The sequence below is a fragment of the Psychroflexus salinarum genome, assembly GCF_042677225.1.
GTDB lineage: Bacteria > Bacteroidota > Bacteroidia > Flavobacteriales > Flavobacteriaceae > Psychroflexus > Psychroflexus salinarum.
In genome coordinates, this window is sequence record NZ_JBHTIV010000010.1 from 99,420 (window position 1) to 115,607 (window position 16,188).

Here is a 16,188-nt window from a genome sequence, read left to right on the forward strand (position 1 = left end):
TAATCATGAAAAAAATATACCTGTTTTTAGTTCTAGTTTCATTTTCTCTTTTGTCTTGTAAATCCAAGTCTGATGAAGAAAATCAAGAAAAATCTACTAAAAATGAACAGACAACAAGCTTTAGAATTGCTCTGGGAAGTTGTAATCGCCAGGATATGTCGCAAGAGTTCTGGTCTACAATCGAAAAAGATTCTGCAGATATTTTTATCTGGGGTGGGGATAATATTTACGCCGACACACCAGATATGAAGTTGATGGAAGCTAAGTATGACACGCTCAAGAATAATAACTATTATCAATCTTTTGTGAACCAACTTCCTTATGGGACCATAGGTGTTTGGGATGACCATGATTACGGTAAAAATGACGCAGGTAAAGAATGGAAGTATAGAGATGAAGCGAAGTCGCTTTTTATGGATTTTTTTGATATAGATTCTTCGCATGCCATGGCAAGTAGAGGTGGAACTTATCAGTCTGAAGTTGTTGAGATTGGTGAAAAAAGCATAAAATTTTACTTATTAGATACTCGTTATTTTAGAGATGGATTAAAGGAAGCTGAAGAATCTAATAGGAGATATCAACCTCACAAATCCTCAGATTCCACGCTTCTTGGAAGCGAGCAATGGAAATGGCTGGAACAAGAATTTAAAAATTCTGAATCTGATTTTAATATTATTGTTAGTAGTATTCAGTTTTTATCTAGCGAGCACGGTTTTGAAACATGGGGGAATTTTCCACATGATGTTGAAAAAATGGAAACTTTACTCAAAAAATATCAGCTTGATAATGTTTTGATGTTGAGTGGTGATAGACACATTTCTGAATTTTCTCAGAAGCAGGTTGAAGCCTTAGATTATCCTTTAACTGATTTTACCTCTAGTGGTTTAACGCATTCTTATACTTCTTATGATGGTGAGCCAAATCAATATAGAATAGGAGAGGTTACTGCAGAAACAAGCTATGGAATAGTAGATTTAGACTTGATAGAAGAGAAAGCAGATTTAAAAATAAAATCTACAGAAAACGGACGTATTTTACAAAATTTAAGCCTTGAGTTCTAATATTCTTACTTAATTTTAAAGTCTAAAGAATTGTTTACTTTTGCACTCAAAATAAAAAATATTACAATGGCAGGAACTAAAACATTCACTATGCTTAAGCCAGATGCAGTATCTAAAGGCTATATTGGTGATATCCTAAAACAAATTACTGGCTCAGGTTTCAGAATTGTTGCGCTTAAAATGACGCACATGACAGAAAATGACGCTAAAGCTTTCTACGAAGTACATAAAGAAAGACCATTTTACGGAGAGCTTGTAGACTATATGACAAGCGGACCTATTGTCGCTGCTGTTCTTGAAAAAGAAAATGCAGTAGATGATTTCAGAACTTTAATTGGTGCAACCAATCCAGAAGAAGCTGCTGAAGGAACAATTCGTAAAAAATACGCAACTTCCATCAGCGAAAATGCTATCCACGGAAGTGACAGTGATGAAAATGCGATGATAGAAAGCAACTTTCATTTTTCGGGAAGAGAGCAGTTTTAACTCTAAAACTACTTTTAAAAAATAAAAAGGGCTGTTTTTGATTTGAAACAGCCCTTTTTTATTTGAATCATAATCCAAATTCAAAGCCTAAGGAGAGAGCATCAAAAGAACCTCCGTCTAGGCTTACACCTCTGTAAGAGAGAACAATATCTATTAATGGAGTTAAACCGTATTGAACCTTTGGAGCATAATAAAAGCCGCCATCATTCCCATCAGGATTTAAACCTATAGCATATCCTACATCTGCACCAATGGTAAATTGCTCAGTAGCATTAAAACGAGCTGCCGCAGCAATTGGAAGAAATCCAAAATCTTCTGCCTCTACTGTACCAAAGCCTTCTAAATCAATATCTTCACCAAAATAGTGATGATAACCAGCTGTAAGACCTAGATCAAACTGTTCAGCTACTGCCCATAAATAATTCAAATCTAGGTTAAGACCAAATGTGGTAACGTCTCCAGCATCACCAGTTGGTAAGGCTCCACTTAGACTAACATTAGATTCTTGGGCAGTCATACTTAAAGTTGATATTACAAGTGCTGTAATTAAGATAAACTTTTTCATAATTATTTGATTTTTAAGTTATTACAATCTAAATTATGATTTTATTTTAATTTTAACAAACTTATACACTATATTTTAATATAAATTAAATTATTTGAGTCAAGCTTAATGGAATTATTAATTCTTTACTTGGTGTTATGTGATGTTGTGATTTACTGATACTTTTACTTAGCTTGAGTAATTATCATTTCATCTAAGGCAGACGATTATATATTGAGGAGAAAGAGAGGGCGTAAAAATTAAATTCAGTTTTCACAAAGTGTTATCAATTGGGAGGATGTTACTTAAGTCTTATGTTTTGTAATAATTAAGTATAGATATATAAACAAAAAGGGTTGTTTCGAACGAAACAACCCTTTTAAGTCATTAAAATTTATATCTACTTGGCGATATTAATTGCTCGTGTTTCTCTAATTACAGTCACCTTCACCTGGCCTGGGTAAGTCATATCGGTTTGGATTTTTTGAGAGATTTCGAAAGATAAAGCAGAAGCTTTTTCATCGGTTACTTTTTCACTTTCTACGATGACTCTCAATTCTCTGCCCGCTTGTATGGCGTAAGCTTTTTTTACTCCACCAAACCCAAAGGCAATCTCTTCAAGGTCTTTAAGTCGCTTCACGTAAGAGTCTAGAACTTGTCGTCTTGCGCCTGGTCTTGCGCCACTTATAGCGTCACAAACCTGAACTAGAGGAGAAAGTAGTGAAGTCATTTCAACCTCGTCGTGATGAGCTCCAATCGCATTACAGATTTCAGGTTTTTCACCGTATTTCTCTGCCCACTGCATTCCTAAAATAGCATGTGGAAGTTCAGTTTCATTTTCGGGAACTTTACCGATATCATGAAGTAATCCGGCCCGCTTTGCAAGTTTTGGATTTAGTCCTAACTCTGATGCCATGATCCCGCAAAGGTTTGCTACTTCTCTTGAGTGTTGTAGAAGGTTCTGGCCGTATGAAGATCTGTATTTCATTCTACCAACCATCTTTACCAGCTCAGGGTGTAAGCCGTGAATTCCAAGATCAATGATTGTTCGTTTACCTATATCTATTATTTCTTCGTCAATTGCTTTTCTAGTCTTCTTGACAACTTCTTCGATCCTAGCTGGGTGAATTCTACCGTCTGTGACCAGTTTATGTAAAGATAATCTAGCTACTTCACGTCGAATGGAATCAAAACAAGACAAAATGATAGCCTCTGGAGTATCATCGACTATAATCTCCACTCCGGTAGCAGCTTCAATTGCCCTTATATTACGACCTTCACGGCCTATTATTCTACCTTTTACATCATCGCTTTCTAAATTGAATACAGAAACACAATTATCTATAGCTTCTTCAGTTCCAACTCGCTGGATCGTGTTAATAACTATTTTCTTAGCTTCCTGTTGAGCAGTCAGTTTAGCTTCTTCAACAGTATCTTGGATCATCTGCATAGCTTCTGCTTTTGCGGTTTCACGCAGAGACTCCATGAGTTGAGTTTTAGCTTCTTCTGCACTAAGTCCGCTTAGTACTTCAAGTTGATTAATTTTACGCTGAAGGATTTTATCTATTTCTTCTTGTCTTTTTTCTAAATATTCCGTCCTGTAGTTGTAATCCTTTAATTTTTCTTCAAGGTCAGAATTGAGTTTTTTGTTTTTAGAAAGTTCGTTAGAAACTTGGGACTCTTTGTCTTTAGTTCTTTTTTCGGCTTCGTTTATTTTTTGATCTCTTGAAAGAATAACCTTTTCATGCTCAGACTTCAGTTCAATGAATTTCTCTTTAGCCTGAAGTATTTTGTCTTTTTTAAGGCTTTCTCCTTCTTTTTCAGCTTCTTTAAGAATTTTATCAGCTTCTTTTTCTGCTTTTTTTAAAGTGCCGGTTGCACTTTTACTATCAATCGTTTTTGATATGATAAAACCGATGATAAGTCCAGCTATTGCTGCTATTATAATAAATGTAATCTCCATAGTTGTGTATATATAAAAAAAGCCTGCATTAGCCTAGTTTTGTATAAAACTCCGTGTAAACAGGTTTAGGGATACTCAGTTGATCAAGGATCCGCTGCACCGAAGTGGCGGCTTGCTTTAGCAACTGAAACTCACCCTTTTTAAATAGTAAATGTTGAGTTTATCAAAAAGGTACGACTAATACAGGCAGTGTCGATTTATGTAATGAACGTTAGTTTAATTGTTTTTTGAGCATTTCATCCAATTCTTCAAGTTTAATTTCTGCATTTTTTAACTCCGAAGAAGAAGATAATTGATTTTGTTCAATTTCTGCAGCAAATTGCAAAGCACTCATTGCTAATACATCTTGCTTATCTCTAACTGCATAATCTTGCTCAAATTTTTTAATAACTCCATTTATTCTTTTAGCTGCTTTTCTTAAACCTTCTTCCTGTTCTGGTCTGATGGTTAGTGGATAAACCCTATCTGCAATCGATAATTTTATTTTGAGTTTATCTAAAGCCATTTCATTCTGCTAATTGAATAATACAAGTATCTATTTCCTTAATTAAACTATTTATTTTAAGTTTTGTCTCTCTTTTGTGCTCGGTACTGCCTAGCATTGCGTTGGCTGTTCTGAGTGTTTTATTTTCTTGTCGTAATCGTTCTATTTCCGAATTCAATTCTGAAATAGAATTTGATTTAGAATTAAACTGGTTTTTTAAATCATTATGTTGAATCTTTAGATCTTCATAATTAGAAATCAATTTTTTTAAATTGACTTCTAATGATTCAACGCTTGTTACCAATTTACTCATTTACAACTTCCGCATTGCTTTAAAGCAAATTTAGCATCTATTAATGAATATGACAACCTACTTTGCATAAAATTCAAAATCAATTGTGTTGTTGTTTTATAATCAAATTCCGAAACATGATTTAGATTTGCTCAAAAATTAAAGAATGTCTCCAGAAAATGTTTTCTATCTCATCATAGCTATTATTGTTTTCAATTTCTTGCTTGATAGCTTTTTGGACTATCTTAATTATAAGAGATTTGATTCAAAGCCACCTAAAGAAGTTCAAGACCTCTACGATGAGTCTGAATATAAAAAATCACAGAATTATAAGAAAGATAAATTCAGATTTGGTTTAATTCAATCCACCTTTTCTGTGATTCTGATTCTTGTTTTTTTAAGTTTTGATGGTTTTAAAATTGTGAATTCCATAGCTCATCACTATGTAGATCATTCAGTTTTAGTTTCTCTCCTCTTCTTTGGTATTCTATTTTTAGCTAGTGAACTTCTTAGCTTACCATTCGATTATTATTTCACATTCACTATAGAGGAGCGTTATGATTTCAATACATCTACTCGGCTTTTGTTCTGGAAGGATAAATTAAAGTCATTGCTTTTAACTGTTATCTTAGGGGGGATTATTCTTGGCTTGATTGTAGTTTTCTACAATTATGTGGGAACAGATTTCTGGTGGTATACCTGGATTTTAGTGACAATTATTTCTGTATTGCTGAATATGTTTTATGCCAAATTATTTGTTCCAATATTCAATAAACAAACTCCGTTAAAGGAAGGTGACCTGAGGTCTAAAATTGAAAGGTATGCTCACAAAATGAACTTCAATTTAGAAGATGTTTTTGTTATTGATGGTTCTAAGAGAAGCAAAAAAGCCAATGCTTATTTTTCTGGCTTTGGTAAAGAAAAGAGGATCACTCTTTTTGACACTTTAATTGGTGATTTGGAAGATGAAGAAATTGTTGCCGTTCTTGCACATGAAGTTGGGCATTATGAGAAGAAGCATGTCATTATAAATCTATTTGTTTCAATAATTACTGTGGGTTTTACCTTGTGGTTGCTTTCTTTGTTTGTAAGTGAACCTTTATTGGCTCAGGCTTTAGGTGTTGAAGAACCAAGTTTTCACATTGGTCTAGTTGCATTCAGTTTTTTGTATGCCCCTATTTCCTTGGTATCGGGCATTTTTACAAATATTTTATCACGTAAATTTGAATTTCAAGCAGATAATTTTGCAAAATCTACTTATTCCGGTGGATATTTGAGCTCGGCACTTAAGAAATTATCAAAAAATAGCTTAAGTAATTTGACACCTCACCCTGCATACGTATATTTTTACTTTTCTCACCCACCACTGGCAAAAAGGCTAAGAAATCTGGAAAATAATTCGTAATTTCATTTAAATAAGAGACAAGATTATGGAGATCACCGATGCATATCTAGAGCATGAAAGCAAAGAGATTACAAAAGAATACAAGGAGCTTTTGCGCATCAGTTACAGAACTTTAAGCAATAAAGATAAAAAGCTAATTCGCAAGGCTTTTGAAACCGCAGTAGAAGCCCATAAAGATCAAAGGCGTAAATCTGGAGAAGCTTATATTTTTCATCCTATTGCTGTGGCAAAAATTGTAGCTTACGAAATAGGTCTTGATGCTACTTCCATTGCTTCAGCTTTATTGCATGATGTTGTGGAAGATACTCGCTATAGTTTATCCGATATTGAGCGTATGTTTGGCGAAGTAGTCGCTCGAATTGTTGATGGATTAACGAAAATTTCTAGCCTTAAGAAGGACGGGGACATTTCCATGCAGGCAGAGAATTTCAGGAAGATGCTGTTGACTCTCAATGATGATATACGAGTAATTATTATCAAAATTGCAGATAGACTCCATAACATGCAAACTATGGATGCTATGCGCCCTGATAAGCAGGTGAAAATTGCAAGTGAAACACTTTACATTTACGCACCTCTAGCTCACCGTATAGGCCTTTACAATATAAAAACTGAGTTGGAAGATCTTAGTTTGAAATACACTGAGCCAGAAGTTTATAATGATATTTTAGGAAAAATAAAAGAGAGTAAAGAAGAACAAGATCAATACATTAAAGATTTCTCTAAGATATTATCTACGGCCTTAGAAAAAGAGGATATTAATTTTGAAATTAAGGGGAGACCAAAGTCAATATACTCAATAAGGAAGAAAATTGTAAATCAAAATATATCATTTGATGAGATATATGACAAGTTTGCACTTAGAATTATCTATGAATCTAATCCTGAAAATGAGAAGTTTCTAGCCTGGAAAATTTATTCTATTGTTACTGATTATTTTAGGCCCAATCCTACAAGACTTCGTGATTGGATTTCTTCACCAAAGACTACTGGATATGAAGCATTACATATCACTGTCATGGGACCCAAAGGAAAATGGGTAGAAGTGCAGATCCGTAGCGAGCGGATGAATGAGATAGCAGAAAAAGGCTATGCTGCTCATTACAAATACAAGCATAAGGATGAATCTCAAGACGAGCAAGGTCTAGATTTATGGCTTAATAGGCTTCAGGAAGCTTTAGAGAATAATGAGATGAATGCTGTAGACTTTGTAGAACAATTCAAACTGAACTTGTACTCTAAAGAGATTTTTGTTTTCACTCCGCAAGGGGATTTAAAGTCTTTGCCAAAAGGCGCTACAGTATTAGATTTTGCATTTTCTATTCACACCGATATAGGATATCAAACTCGTGGAGCAAAAGTAAATGGTAAAATTGTGGCTTTAAGTAGAGTGCTAAAAAGTGGTGACCAAGTTGAAATTATAACTTCTTCAAATGCAAAGCCAACCAAAAACTGGCTAGACTATGCAACTACAGCAAGAGCTCGAACTAAAATAAAATCAGCACTTAGAGAAAAACGTAAACTTATTGCTGCTGAAGGCAAAGAAATTTTGAGGCGAAAATTGAAATCACAGCGCATTAGCCTAAACGAAAGAACTGTGAACGAAATGGTTGTTTTCTTTAAATTGAAAACAAGTCTTGATTTATTTTACAGGGTTGGTATTGGTACCATCGACAATAAACAAATAAAAGACTATGCATCTTCAAGAAGTAATGCTTTGGTTTCCTTTTTCAAAAATAAAATTAGGCGTTCACCAACCAAAGACACTACACAAGAAGAGGAGGATGTAACAAGTAATTATGATCAACTCGTATTTGGAGATGACGAGCAAAAATTAGATTATAAACTAGCTGCATGTTGCAATCCAATTCCTGGGGATGAGGTTTTTGGTTTTACTACCATAAAAGAAGGGATTAAAGTACATAAGAAAAATTGTCCAAACGCGATTCAGCTTCAAAGTAATTACGCCTATCGTATATTGAAAGCAAAATGGATTGATTCTTCTCAAGAGGAATTCAGCGCAACCATAAGACTTACAGGAATTGACGACCTTGGCTTGGTAAGTATTATTACTAATGAGATCTCTAAAAACTTGAATGTAAATATTTTAAATATTGCCTTCTCAAGTAATGATGGTGTTTTTGAAGGTAAACTCGTTGTAAAAGTGACAAACAATTCAATATTGACAACACTTATAGAAAGATTGAAAAAAATCGATGGTATCGATAAGGTTAAGCGTGAATAAAAGTATATTTTTGTAACTATGGTAAATAAAGATAATTTGAAAAACGATTTAGCTGTTGTAAAAAATGTATTTACAAAATTCCTAGAAAACAACGGGCATCGCAAAACTCCAGAAAGATACGCTATACTTCAAGAAATTTACGAAAGTGATGACCATTTCGACATTGAGTCTCTCTACATCAAGATGAAGACGAAGAACTACAGGGTGAGTAGAGCAACTTTATATAACACTATAGATCTACTTTTAGATTGTGGTTTGGTAAGAAAACATCAATTCGGCAAAAACCAAGCTCAGTACGAGAAATCTTATTTCGACAAGCAACATGATCACGTTATTCTCACAGATACAGGTGAAGTAATCGAATTTTGTGATCCGCGAATCGAGTCCATCAAGAAAACAATAGAAGAAGTGTTCGACATATCCATAGATCGACACTCATTATACTTTTACGGAACTAAAAACGAACCTAAGACAGATTAAAACATGGCAGTAGACTTACTACTTGGACTCCAGTGGGGAGATGAAGGCAAAGGAAAAATTGTTGACTATCTAACCAAAAATTATGACATTATTGCAAGATTTCAAGGAGGTCCAAATGCTGGGCACACTCTTGAATTTGATGGTATAAAGCATGTTTTGCATACTATTCCATCAGGCATTTTTCACAAAGATGCTGTAAATGTAGTAGGGAATGGAGTGGTGATAGATCCAGTTATTTTTCAAAAAGAATTAAATGCTCTTGATAAGTTTAATTTAGACTTTAGCGAAAGTCTTTTAATTTCAAGAAAAGCCCATATCATCCTGCCTACACACAGATTACTGGATGCAGCTTCAGAAACTTCCAAAGGTAAAGCTAAGATTGGCTCTACACTTAAAGGTATTGGTCCGACATATATGGACAAAACTGGCCGAAACGGCTTGAGAATAGGAGATTTAGAATTTGATAATTGGAAAGAGAAATATAGACAACTCGCCAATAAACATCAAGCACTTATAGAGTTTTACAATGTAGATGTTCAGTATAATTTAAAAGAACTCGAGCATGAATTTTTTGAGGCCGTAGAATCTATTAAATCTTTAAAATTTATTGATTCTGAAGAATATCTTCATCAAGCTCAAGTCAACAACAAAACAATTTTAGCCGAAGGAGCTCAGGGATCTTTGTTGGATATTGACTTTGGAACTTATCCTTTTGTTACTTCTTCAAATACAACCGCTGCCGGGGCTTGTACAGGTTTAGGTATTGCACCAAATAAAATTAAAAACGTATTTGGAATTTTTAAAGCTTATACTACAAGAGTTGGTAGTGGGCCTTTCCCAACAGAACTTTTTGATGAGGATGGTGCAAGAATGGCCAAAGTTGGTAACGAATTCGGAGCAACTACAGGTCGTCCAAGACGTTGCGGTTGGTTAGATTTAGTGGCTTTAAAATATGCAGTTCAAATCAATGGTGTAACAGAATTAATGATGATGAAATCTGATGTGTTAAGTGGGTTTAAAAGATTAAAAGTGTGTACTGCTTATAAATACAATGGAAAAGAAATTCAGCATTTACCTTATAACATAGAGTCTGAAAATTTAGAACCAGTTTATAAAGAATTCAAAGGATGGAAAGAAGACATTTCTAATCATTCTTCTTTTGAGACTCTCCCAGAAGCTTTAAAAGATTATATCAAATTGATAGAAGATGAACTCAATGTTCCTGTCAAAATCGTTTCAGTAGGTCCCGATAGAAAAGAGACTATTCTTAGATAAGCACAACTATTTTATTATAATGAACAAAGCCTTCAAATTTTTTGAAGGCTTTGTTCATTATAGATATTAATAAGTCTCTGAATGTGAAATCTTACAATTCTATTTTTTATTGGAAATGCTTTTCCCACTTACAATTCTTGAAAGAATACCTTTTTGGTTGGTAAATTCTGCTATGAGAACTCCCGATATATGAATGATGATATAAGCTACTAAATAATAGATAGAAAGTTCATGTATTTCTTCGGTTATTTCTTTCCATGATTTCGGTCCAAATTCAATTAATAAACCTGTAATTAAAGAAGTGACAACACCTATATAAAAAAAGATATAAGTCCATTTTTGGAATTTTTCTTTAGCACTTAAATTTCTTTCTAATGGATTTTGAATTTTCATTTTTCCAAATAATGGAAGTAAAAATCGTAAACTAAAAAGACCAACTAATACATAGCCCGTGTAAATGTGCCACTCCCACATTGGTTTCCTGATTTGCTTTGCTAAAACGATTAACTGATCTTGAGATAAAACTTGTCCGTTTTCGTTAAGGAAACTTCCTATTATGTCAGCCATATGTTCCTTTTCCATCCACGTTAACCTTAGGAAAATGGTCATCAATAAAAAAGAAAATGATATGGCAATGGCCCAGTGGAGGATGCGGTAAATTTTTGAATATGTCCTTTTCATGATGCTTTAGTTCAAGATTATTTTCTATCTAAAAGTGTTTTAGAAATTATTCTGTGTTAGACTTAGTTTGAATTGTATAAATAAAAATAACATACCGATCTCGAAATTTCCTATCGTCTCTCTCTTTAAAATAATTTCTATCGAAACTATCTATTGATAGCACAGTATATTTTTTCTCAATTCTATCTTCAAATTCCTGAGCGGTATTTTTATTGACGATCACTTGAATTTGTTCTTTGACATTTGGGGTTTTTGAAATCTTAAAAGGTTTGGATTTAGTTCCGGATTCCCAAATGACTTCAGGTCGGATTCCATGGTAGTAGTATAAAGGATTTTCTATCTGGAAAGAAGCTAAGGTTTTGTAATTTTCGTTTTTCTTTAAAAATTTGATACCGTAAGTTCCAATCGATGTAATGATTACAATTAAAAAAATATTCGAAAGAAATAATTTCTTTGGCTTGAGTGGACTAAAATTAAAGAAAATCAATACTGAAACTCCAAACATTAATATTATAAGCACATAGTACCAAATCCAAAATTCAGTTGTTTTTAACTCAATAAAATAAGGCAGAGTAACTACAGAAATGCCAATCAAAAACAAGATCAAATAATGAAATTTCATCATGTATTTGCTAAGCTCGTCAAGTTTTTTGGTTTTAAATTGATAAACTAGAATTTGAGCTATATTCAATGCTAAGGGAAACAAAACAGGCACTAAGTAGCGCGACTTTTTTTCTGGAATAATTGATAAAAGTATCACGACTCCAATAGTCCAAAGCCAGCTAAAAAGATATAATTTTTTGTTCTTTACTTTAGTCTTGAAATAAGGGTAAATCAAACTAAGAAATGCAGGAATGGTCCAAATGCCAGATTGTATAAAAAAGCTCCAGTAGTAATAAAAAGGTCTTACATTATAACTAGACCAGTTATTGGTTTCCTCATTAGCTATTTCTAAAAACACTTCAGGGTTTTCTAATCGAACATATAGATACCAACTTGCTCCTAGTACTGTGCCTAAGATTAATAAGACTAAAGTGAGTACTTTATGTCTAAGTGTAGATTTATACGTTATCCAATAAGCTATAATAAAAGGAAGAAAAAGAGCGTATAAGCTTACTGGCCCTTTGGATAAAACTGAAATAGCAAAGCCTAAAATCGCAAGAAGTGCATACCAAAACTTAAGTTTTGCAGCCTGTAAAGCTTTCACCATAAATAAAAGACCTCCAATCATGGCCACGTGTGTGTAGGTGTCTGATGGTGCTTCAAACCTTATGGCTATATAATATAATGAAGTGCCTAAGATTAACCCGGCTATTAAAGCTAGTTTTTTGCTGGCACTCAATACTTTAAACAGATAATAACTTAGTAAAACACCAAGCGTTGCCATTATGCTTGTTGGTAGTCTATTTAAAACGACGGAGTTGATATCAAATTGAATAAATGGAGTACTAAACCAGGCAGGAAAAGGAGGCTTTTCATATCGTGGAACATCATTCATGGTCGTTAACAACCAATTGCCTTCAGTCAGCATTTCTCTGGCGACATTAAAATTTCTTGCCTCCATAATACTAATGGGCAAATCAGCTAGGTTAAAGAAAAATAGTAAAATGGAAGTTACTAAAAGGACTAAAACAGGGTAATCGTATATTTTATTAAGCATATTCTTTTTTTATCAGAAACAAATTGCGACTATATATGGCGATACCAAAAAAATGCCCTAAGAGTAAGACAGGGTCTTTTCTGAAAATGGCGTAGATAAAAATTAATAGGGAACCAATTAAACTCAACACCCAGAATCCTTTCGGTAATTTTGAAATTTTAATACGCTCAGAATAGATCCACTGATATACAAAGCGAAGAGTGAAAGTAATCTGACTTAAGATTCCAAGCCATAAAACTGAATTTGAAAATTCTTTTTCAAAAAGGAGCTTTTCTATATCGAATGTATTGTTATTGTAGTAATAGATTACTACTAGAATAGGAAAGAGCAAAAGAAAAACCCTTGATACTAGTGGAAATTTATACCACTGATTTTCCAATTGAATATTACGGATGTAAATAAAATAGGTAAGACTCTGGCCTAGCATAATGGCAAAATCATTTCTTAAATAGCCATAGACAAATAACAGAATAGAAGCAAGCAAACTCATTTGCCAGAAGAATCGAGGGGCGATTACTTTTTTTTGTTTTTCAGAGATGAGCCATTGATAGAATGTCCTGCTGGAAAAAAGAATCTGAGCTATAAACCCAATGCCATATATGTAAGCTGAAGAGTCTAGCATGATTTTGATTCTACTTCATAAGTGATGTATTTCTTTTTCATCCATAAATAAGCAAAACAATCCATTAGCGGCCCAAGTAGTCGATTCATCAAACCGAATTTGGCCTGTCCCGCGATTCTGGGAAAATGCCGAACATCTACTTGTTTTATTTTACCCTTTTGAAGCAGAATCATAGCAGGTAAAAAACGGTGAAGCCCTTTGAACATGGGTATTCTCTTAGCATAACTTGTTTTGATAACTTTTAAAGGACAACCTGTGTCATCCATGCCATCGTTTGTAAAAGCTCTTCTTATGCTGTTAGCAATAGTAGAACTCATGTTTTTCACGAAAGTGTCTTTTCTATTGTTTGAACGATTTCCAGTGACTAAATCGTAAGTACTAACATACTCTAGAAGCAGTTCAAAATCTTCAGGGTGAGTTTGTAAGTCAGCATCAATATACCCTGTCAATTCTGTAGTCACATGATCAAATCCAGCTTTTATAGCAGCACTCAGCCCACAATTATATTTAAAATTGACATAGTCGAAAACATCGTTTTGAGCACATAGCGATTTTATGATAGAAAGACTTTCATCTTTGGACCCATCGTTTATAAAAAGAAGTTTTATGTTATGTTTAGTCTTTTCTATATAAGCAGTGAATTCTTCCGCAACGCGGTGTAGATTTTCAGCTTCATTATAAACTGGGACAATAACAGTCAAATTATAATTCTCCATACTTTTCAGTTATTTCTTTATACCATTCAATTTGCTGTTTGAGTCCTTCTTTAAGATCAGTTTTTGGAGAATAACCGAGCAGATCTTTTGCTTTAGAAATATCTGCAACTGTCTCTTTTTGATCTGCTTCGCGTGGAGGTTTTATTTCTAACGAAATATGTTTCTTTAATAACTCCTCTACATATAAAATTCCATTTTCGGTTGTTTCCTGTTGATTATGACCAATATTGATAATTTCAAGGTTGGTTTTTTTATAACTTTTGAGGCATAAATAAATGCCTTTTACAATATCATCTACGTAGGTAAAACTTCGTTTATGAGCTTTGCTTCCCTCAAAAAGCGGGAATTTCTCATTCTTGAGACCCGATTTAATAAGCTTTGTATAGAGTTTATCAGGTCTTTCGCGAGGCCCATAAACTGAGTATAAACGCAGAGAACAAGCCTTAAATTCATTCTTTCTTGCTTCAGCAAGGACTAATTGTTCTGCCGCTAATTTTGTAACTCCATAATGTGAAGTAGGTTGAGGTAAAGCCGTTTCACTTTTGGTGGCAAATTCACCGTAAACTGATGATGTTGAAATGTTTATAAACTGAACTAACTGCTTTTGTTGTTTTGCAAATTCAATTAATCTTTGAGTAGCAATAAAATTATTCTGAAGATAGCTTTCAAAACTACTGCTGGCAGAAATGCCAGGCTGAGCTGCAAAATGAATGATAAATTGATAGTTTAGAGATAATTCTTCATAGGTTTTATTGTCATTAAGATCTCCTTCAAAAACTTTGATTCCATATTTAGTAAGATTTTTGGCATTTATTCGTTTAAGTTTTTTAGAGTAGTAAGGATTAAAATTATCTATTCCATCAACTTTAAAATCTTTATTTACTAAATATTCTGCCATGTGGGATCCAATAAAACCCGCAAGACCAGTGATAAGTATATTCATGTTAGCTTTGTTAGTTCGCAAATATATTAATTTTAATTTCCAACAAAATTGAAACTGATAGATGTGATATTGGCATTAAAATTCAATGAGGTTCTTGAGTAATAATTATACTCAAGACTGATGCTCTTTAAACCAAAACCACCAATTTTAAATTTATTTAGCGGGTCATAATATTTTATGCCCAAACCATATTGATGCGCATCATATTCAGCCAGGTCATAATCTGAAGTATAAAATTCCTGAGTAGATAATAAGGTGTTGAACTTTCCAAAGGAGTCCGCTTCAGTTTGAGTATAATATCGATAGCTCGGGTAAAGTGTATAATTCATTCCTATTTTCACAGGTAACTCGGCTTTAAATGTATGCGAATCTATGTTCCAATCATCTGTATAATAGCGATAATAGGTTCTTAGAATAAAGGTTTGATTGATGTAAAAACTAGTTCGATTGCCAAGAGCGATTTTAGATCTCGTATCTGGTAAACGTTCGATATCATTGCCAAGGATGAAACTTTCTATCCTTGTGTCATCGATGTCCGAAAAGTAAACACGTTGATGTGGAGTAGAAAGCAGTCCATCCTGATAAACAAAATCTGCCATAAAAGCGGTTTGAATAGATTTTGAAAGAATTTGAGAAAAATTGAAACCAACACTATAAGAGTTTCTGTTCAGCGAAGTAAAATCAGTATACGTTGCAGCAAAATCAGCTTCGCCATTAAAATCAAAATTAGTGAGACTGAAATTGTTCCTAAATTCAATTGGATATTGCGGGCTCCAGGTGTCAAAATAAACGTTGGCTTTAAGTTGAACTTCTGTGTTTTTTTGATTAAAAAGCTTGGTTAGACTTCCGCCAAACCCAAAGGATGTATAATCGTATTCATTGGCAAACGAAACATTTCCACTCAAAATGGTATTTCTATCATCCGAAGAGTGGACATAATTGGCGGTTAACCCAAACCAAGTGTCTTGTCGTGAGGCTCCAGATGAAGCTACAAAAGGATCGGCTGGCTGGTTACCATCAAAAGGATCAATATTACTCGATGAGGCTGAAGTATAAGCTGAAACGGTAGCGTCTATGGCTAACACATCGTCATCATTGATTGGGATAGCTACATTTATAGACGGGGCGAAGTCGGTCAATTCTTCTGTCCCTCGACCTCCTGTAACAGCAGCATTACCACCATCTTGTGTATAATAACTCGATAATAAGTTGACTTCTATAGTTTCTAAAACACGTTTTTTATAGTCTGTAGATTTGCTTTCTTGTGCGAATAAGTTTACTGTGAAGAGCAAACCCATTGAGTATAGAATGATTGTTTTCATGAATTTATT

General features: G+C 33.8%; 16 protein-coding genes and 1 other RNA gene. 6 read left to right on the plus strand and 11 right to left on the minus strand.

The genetic code is table 11. The features are described from left to right. The first annotated feature begins 5 nt into the window (after positions 1-5). Positions 6-1,061 (plus strand): alkaline phosphatase D family protein, encoded by a 1,056-nt coding sequence (locus tag ACFQ0R_RS09695; RefSeq protein WP_379658173.1) that lies wholly within the window; start codon positions 6-8, stop codon positions 1,059-1,061. A gap of 66 nt (positions 1,062-1,127) precedes the next feature. Further along, complete coding sequence (locus ACFQ0R_RS09700) at positions 1,128-1,547, plus strand: nucleoside-diphosphate kinase (protein ID WP_379658174.1); 420 nt, start codon at positions 1,128-1,130, stop codon at positions 1,545-1,547. A gap of 67 nt (positions 1,548-1,614) precedes the next feature. On the opposite strand, the gene ACFQ0R_RS09705 is transcribed toward ACFQ0R_RS09700, so the two are convergent. The 5 genes from ACFQ0R_RS09705 to ACFQ0R_RS09725 form a co-directional block, all read right to left on the minus strand. Beyond that, a complete protein-coding gene (locus ACFQ0R_RS09705) occupies positions 1,615-2,112 on the minus strand; it encodes an outer membrane beta-barrel protein (protein WP_379658175.1) in 498 nt (165 codons plus the stop codon). 379 nt (positions 2,113-2,491) lie between these two features. Next, positions 2,492-4,054 (minus strand): ribonuclease Y, encoded by a 1,563-nt coding sequence (gene rny, locus ACFQ0R_RS09710; RefSeq protein WP_379658176.1) that lies wholly within the window; start codon positions 4,052-4,054, stop codon positions 2,492-2,494. Positions 4,055-4,100: 46 nt separating this feature from the next. Continuing rightward, positions 4,101-4,214, minus strand: a non-coding RNA gene (gene ssrS, locus ACFQ0R_RS09715) — 6S RNA. A 51-nt stretch (positions 4,215-4,265) separates the two neighbouring features. Beyond that, complete coding sequence (locus ACFQ0R_RS09720) at positions 4,266-4,559, minus strand: cell division protein ZapA (RefSeq protein ID WP_379658177.1); 294 nt, start codon at positions 4,557-4,559, stop codon at positions 4,266-4,268. A gap of 1 nt (position 4,560) precedes the next feature. Further along, a complete protein-coding gene (locus ACFQ0R_RS09725; RefSeq protein WP_379658178.1) occupies positions 4,561-4,851 on the minus strand; it encodes a hypothetical protein in 291 nt (96 codons plus the stop codon). A 145-nt stretch (positions 4,852-4,996) separates the two neighbouring features. Between ACFQ0R_RS09725 and ACFQ0R_RS09730 the strand changes: the two genes are divergently transcribed. Genes ACFQ0R_RS09730 through ACFQ0R_RS09745 form a run of 4 tightly spaced genes read left to right on the plus strand, consistent with a single transcriptional unit; the run spans position 4,997 to position 10,235 of the window. Next, entirely contained in the window at positions 4,997-6,235 is a 1,239-nt protein-coding gene (locus ACFQ0R_RS09730) for a M48 family metallopeptidase (protein ID WP_379658179.1), read from the plus strand. Positions 6,236-6,260: 25 nt separating this feature from the next. Beyond that, positions 6,261-8,480 carry a RelA/SpoT family protein gene (locus tag ACFQ0R_RS09735; RefSeq protein ID WP_379658180.1) on the plus strand — a complete coding sequence of 740 codons (2,220 nt, stop codon included), beginning with the start codon at positions 6,261-6,263 and terminating at the stop codon, positions 8,478-8,480. An 18-nt stretch (positions 8,481-8,498) separates the two neighbouring features. Continuing rightward, entirely contained in the window at positions 8,499-8,960 is a 462-nt protein-coding gene (locus ACFQ0R_RS09740) for a Fur family transcriptional regulator (RefSeq protein ID WP_379658181.1), read from the plus strand. A 3-nt stretch (positions 8,961-8,963) separates the two neighbouring features. Next, complete coding sequence (locus ACFQ0R_RS09745) at positions 8,964-10,235, plus strand: adenylosuccinate synthase (RefSeq protein ID WP_379658182.1); 1,272 nt, start codon at positions 8,964-8,966, stop codon at positions 10,233-10,235. A 99-nt stretch (positions 10,236-10,334) separates the two neighbouring features. On the opposite strand, the gene ACFQ0R_RS09750 is transcribed toward ACFQ0R_RS09745, so the two are convergent. The 6 genes from ACFQ0R_RS09750 to ACFQ0R_RS09775 are packed head-to-tail and all read right to left on the minus strand — an operon-like array spanning position 10,335 to position 16,179. Further along, positions 10,335-10,916, minus strand: a complete 582-nt coding sequence (locus ACFQ0R_RS09750; protein ID WP_379658183.1) for a cytochrome b/b6 domain-containing protein — start codon at positions 10,914-10,916, stop codon at positions 10,335-10,337. Between the two features lie 46 nt (positions 10,917-10,962). Next, on the minus strand, positions 10,963-12,576 hold the full coding sequence (locus tag ACFQ0R_RS09755) for an ArnT family glycosyltransferase (RefSeq protein ID WP_379658184.1): 1,614 nt from the start codon (positions 12,574-12,576) through the stop codon (positions 10,963-10,965). After that, positions 12,569-13,198, minus strand: coding sequence for a lipid-A-disaccharide synthase N-terminal domain-containing protein (locus ACFQ0R_RS09760; RefSeq protein WP_379658185.1), 630 nt, complete (start codon positions 13,196-13,198; stop codon positions 12,569-12,571). The genes ACFQ0R_RS09755 and ACFQ0R_RS09760 overlap by 8 nt, the downstream gene beginning before the upstream one ends. Beyond that, on the minus strand, positions 13,192-13,914 hold the full coding sequence (locus tag ACFQ0R_RS09765; protein WP_379658186.1) for a glycosyltransferase family 2 protein: 723 nt from the start codon (positions 13,912-13,914) through the stop codon (positions 13,192-13,194). Before ACFQ0R_RS09765 ends, ACFQ0R_RS09760 begins: the two co-directional genes overlap by 7 nt. After that, positions 13,901-14,857, minus strand: a complete 957-nt coding sequence (locus tag ACFQ0R_RS09770) for an NAD-dependent epimerase/dehydratase family protein (protein WP_379658187.1) — start codon at positions 14,855-14,857, stop codon at positions 13,901-13,903. The genes ACFQ0R_RS09765 and ACFQ0R_RS09770 overlap by 14 nt, the downstream gene beginning before the upstream one ends. A gap of 32 nt (positions 14,858-14,889) precedes the next feature. Beyond that, a complete protein-coding gene (locus ACFQ0R_RS09775; protein ID WP_379658188.1) occupies positions 14,890-16,179 on the minus strand; it encodes a DUF3570 domain-containing protein in 1,290 nt (429 codons plus the stop codon). Between the last annotated feature and the right edge of the window lie 9 nt (positions 16,180-16,188).

What these genes read in the sequence shown, in the direction of transcription:
- ACFQ0R_RS09695 (WP_379658173.1), top strand. Translation starts at nt 6, where the DNA reads ATGAAAAAAATATACCTGTTTTTAGTTCTAGTTTCATTTTCTCTTTTG.
- ACFQ0R_RS09700 (WP_379658174.1), top strand. Translation starts at nt 1,128, where the DNA reads ATGGCAGGAACTAAAACATTCACTATGCTTAAGCCAGATGCAGTATCT.
- ACFQ0R_RS09705 (WP_379658175.1), bottom strand. Translation starts at nt 2,112, where the DNA reads ATGAAAAAGTTTATCTTAATTACAGCACTTGTAATATCAACTTTAAGT.
- rny (WP_379658176.1), bottom strand. Translation starts at nt 4,054, where the DNA reads ATGGAGATTACATTTATTATAATAGCAGCAATAGCTGGACTTATCATC.
- ACFQ0R_RS09720 (WP_379658177.1), bottom strand. Translation starts at nt 4,559, where the DNA reads ATGGCTTTAGATAAACTCAAAATAAAATTATCGATTGCAGATAGGGTT.
- ACFQ0R_RS09725 (WP_379658178.1), bottom strand. Translation starts at nt 4,851, where the DNA reads ATGAGTAAATTGGTAACAAGCGTTGAATCATTAGAAGTCAATTTAAAA.
- ACFQ0R_RS09730 (WP_379658179.1), top strand. Translation starts at nt 4,997, where the DNA reads ATGTCTCCAGAAAATGTTTTCTATCTCATCATAGCTATTATTGTTTTC.
- ACFQ0R_RS09735 (WP_379658180.1), top strand. Translation starts at nt 6,261, where the DNA reads ATGGAGATCACCGATGCATATCTAGAGCATGAAAGCAAAGAGATTACA.
- ACFQ0R_RS09740 (WP_379658181.1), top strand. Translation starts at nt 8,499, where the DNA reads ATGGTAAATAAAGATAATTTGAAAAACGATTTAGCTGTTGTAAAAAAT.
- ACFQ0R_RS09745 (WP_379658182.1), top strand. Translation starts at nt 8,964, where the DNA reads ATGGCAGTAGACTTACTACTTGGACTCCAGTGGGGAGATGAAGGCAAA.
- ACFQ0R_RS09750 (WP_379658183.1), bottom strand. Translation starts at nt 10,916, where the DNA reads ATGAAAAGGACATATTCAAAAATTTACCGCATCCTCCACTGGGCCATT.
- ACFQ0R_RS09755 (WP_379658184.1), bottom strand. Translation starts at nt 12,576, where the DNA reads ATGCTTAATAAAATATACGATTACCCTGTTTTAGTCCTTTTAGTAACT.
- ACFQ0R_RS09760 (WP_379658185.1), bottom strand. Translation starts at nt 13,198, where the DNA reads ATGCTAGACTCTTCAGCTTACATATATGGCATTGGGTTTATAGCTCAG.
- ACFQ0R_RS09765 (WP_379658186.1), bottom strand. Translation starts at nt 13,914, where the DNA reads ATGGAGAATTATAATTTGACTGTTATTGTCCCAGTTTATAATGAAGCT.
- ACFQ0R_RS09770 (WP_379658187.1), bottom strand. Translation starts at nt 14,857, where the DNA reads ATGAATATACTTATCACTGGTCTTGCGGGTTTTATTGGATCCCACATG.
- ACFQ0R_RS09775 (WP_379658188.1), bottom strand. Translation starts at nt 16,179, where the DNA reads ATGAAAACAATCATTCTATACTCAATGGGTTTGCTCTTCACAGTAAAC.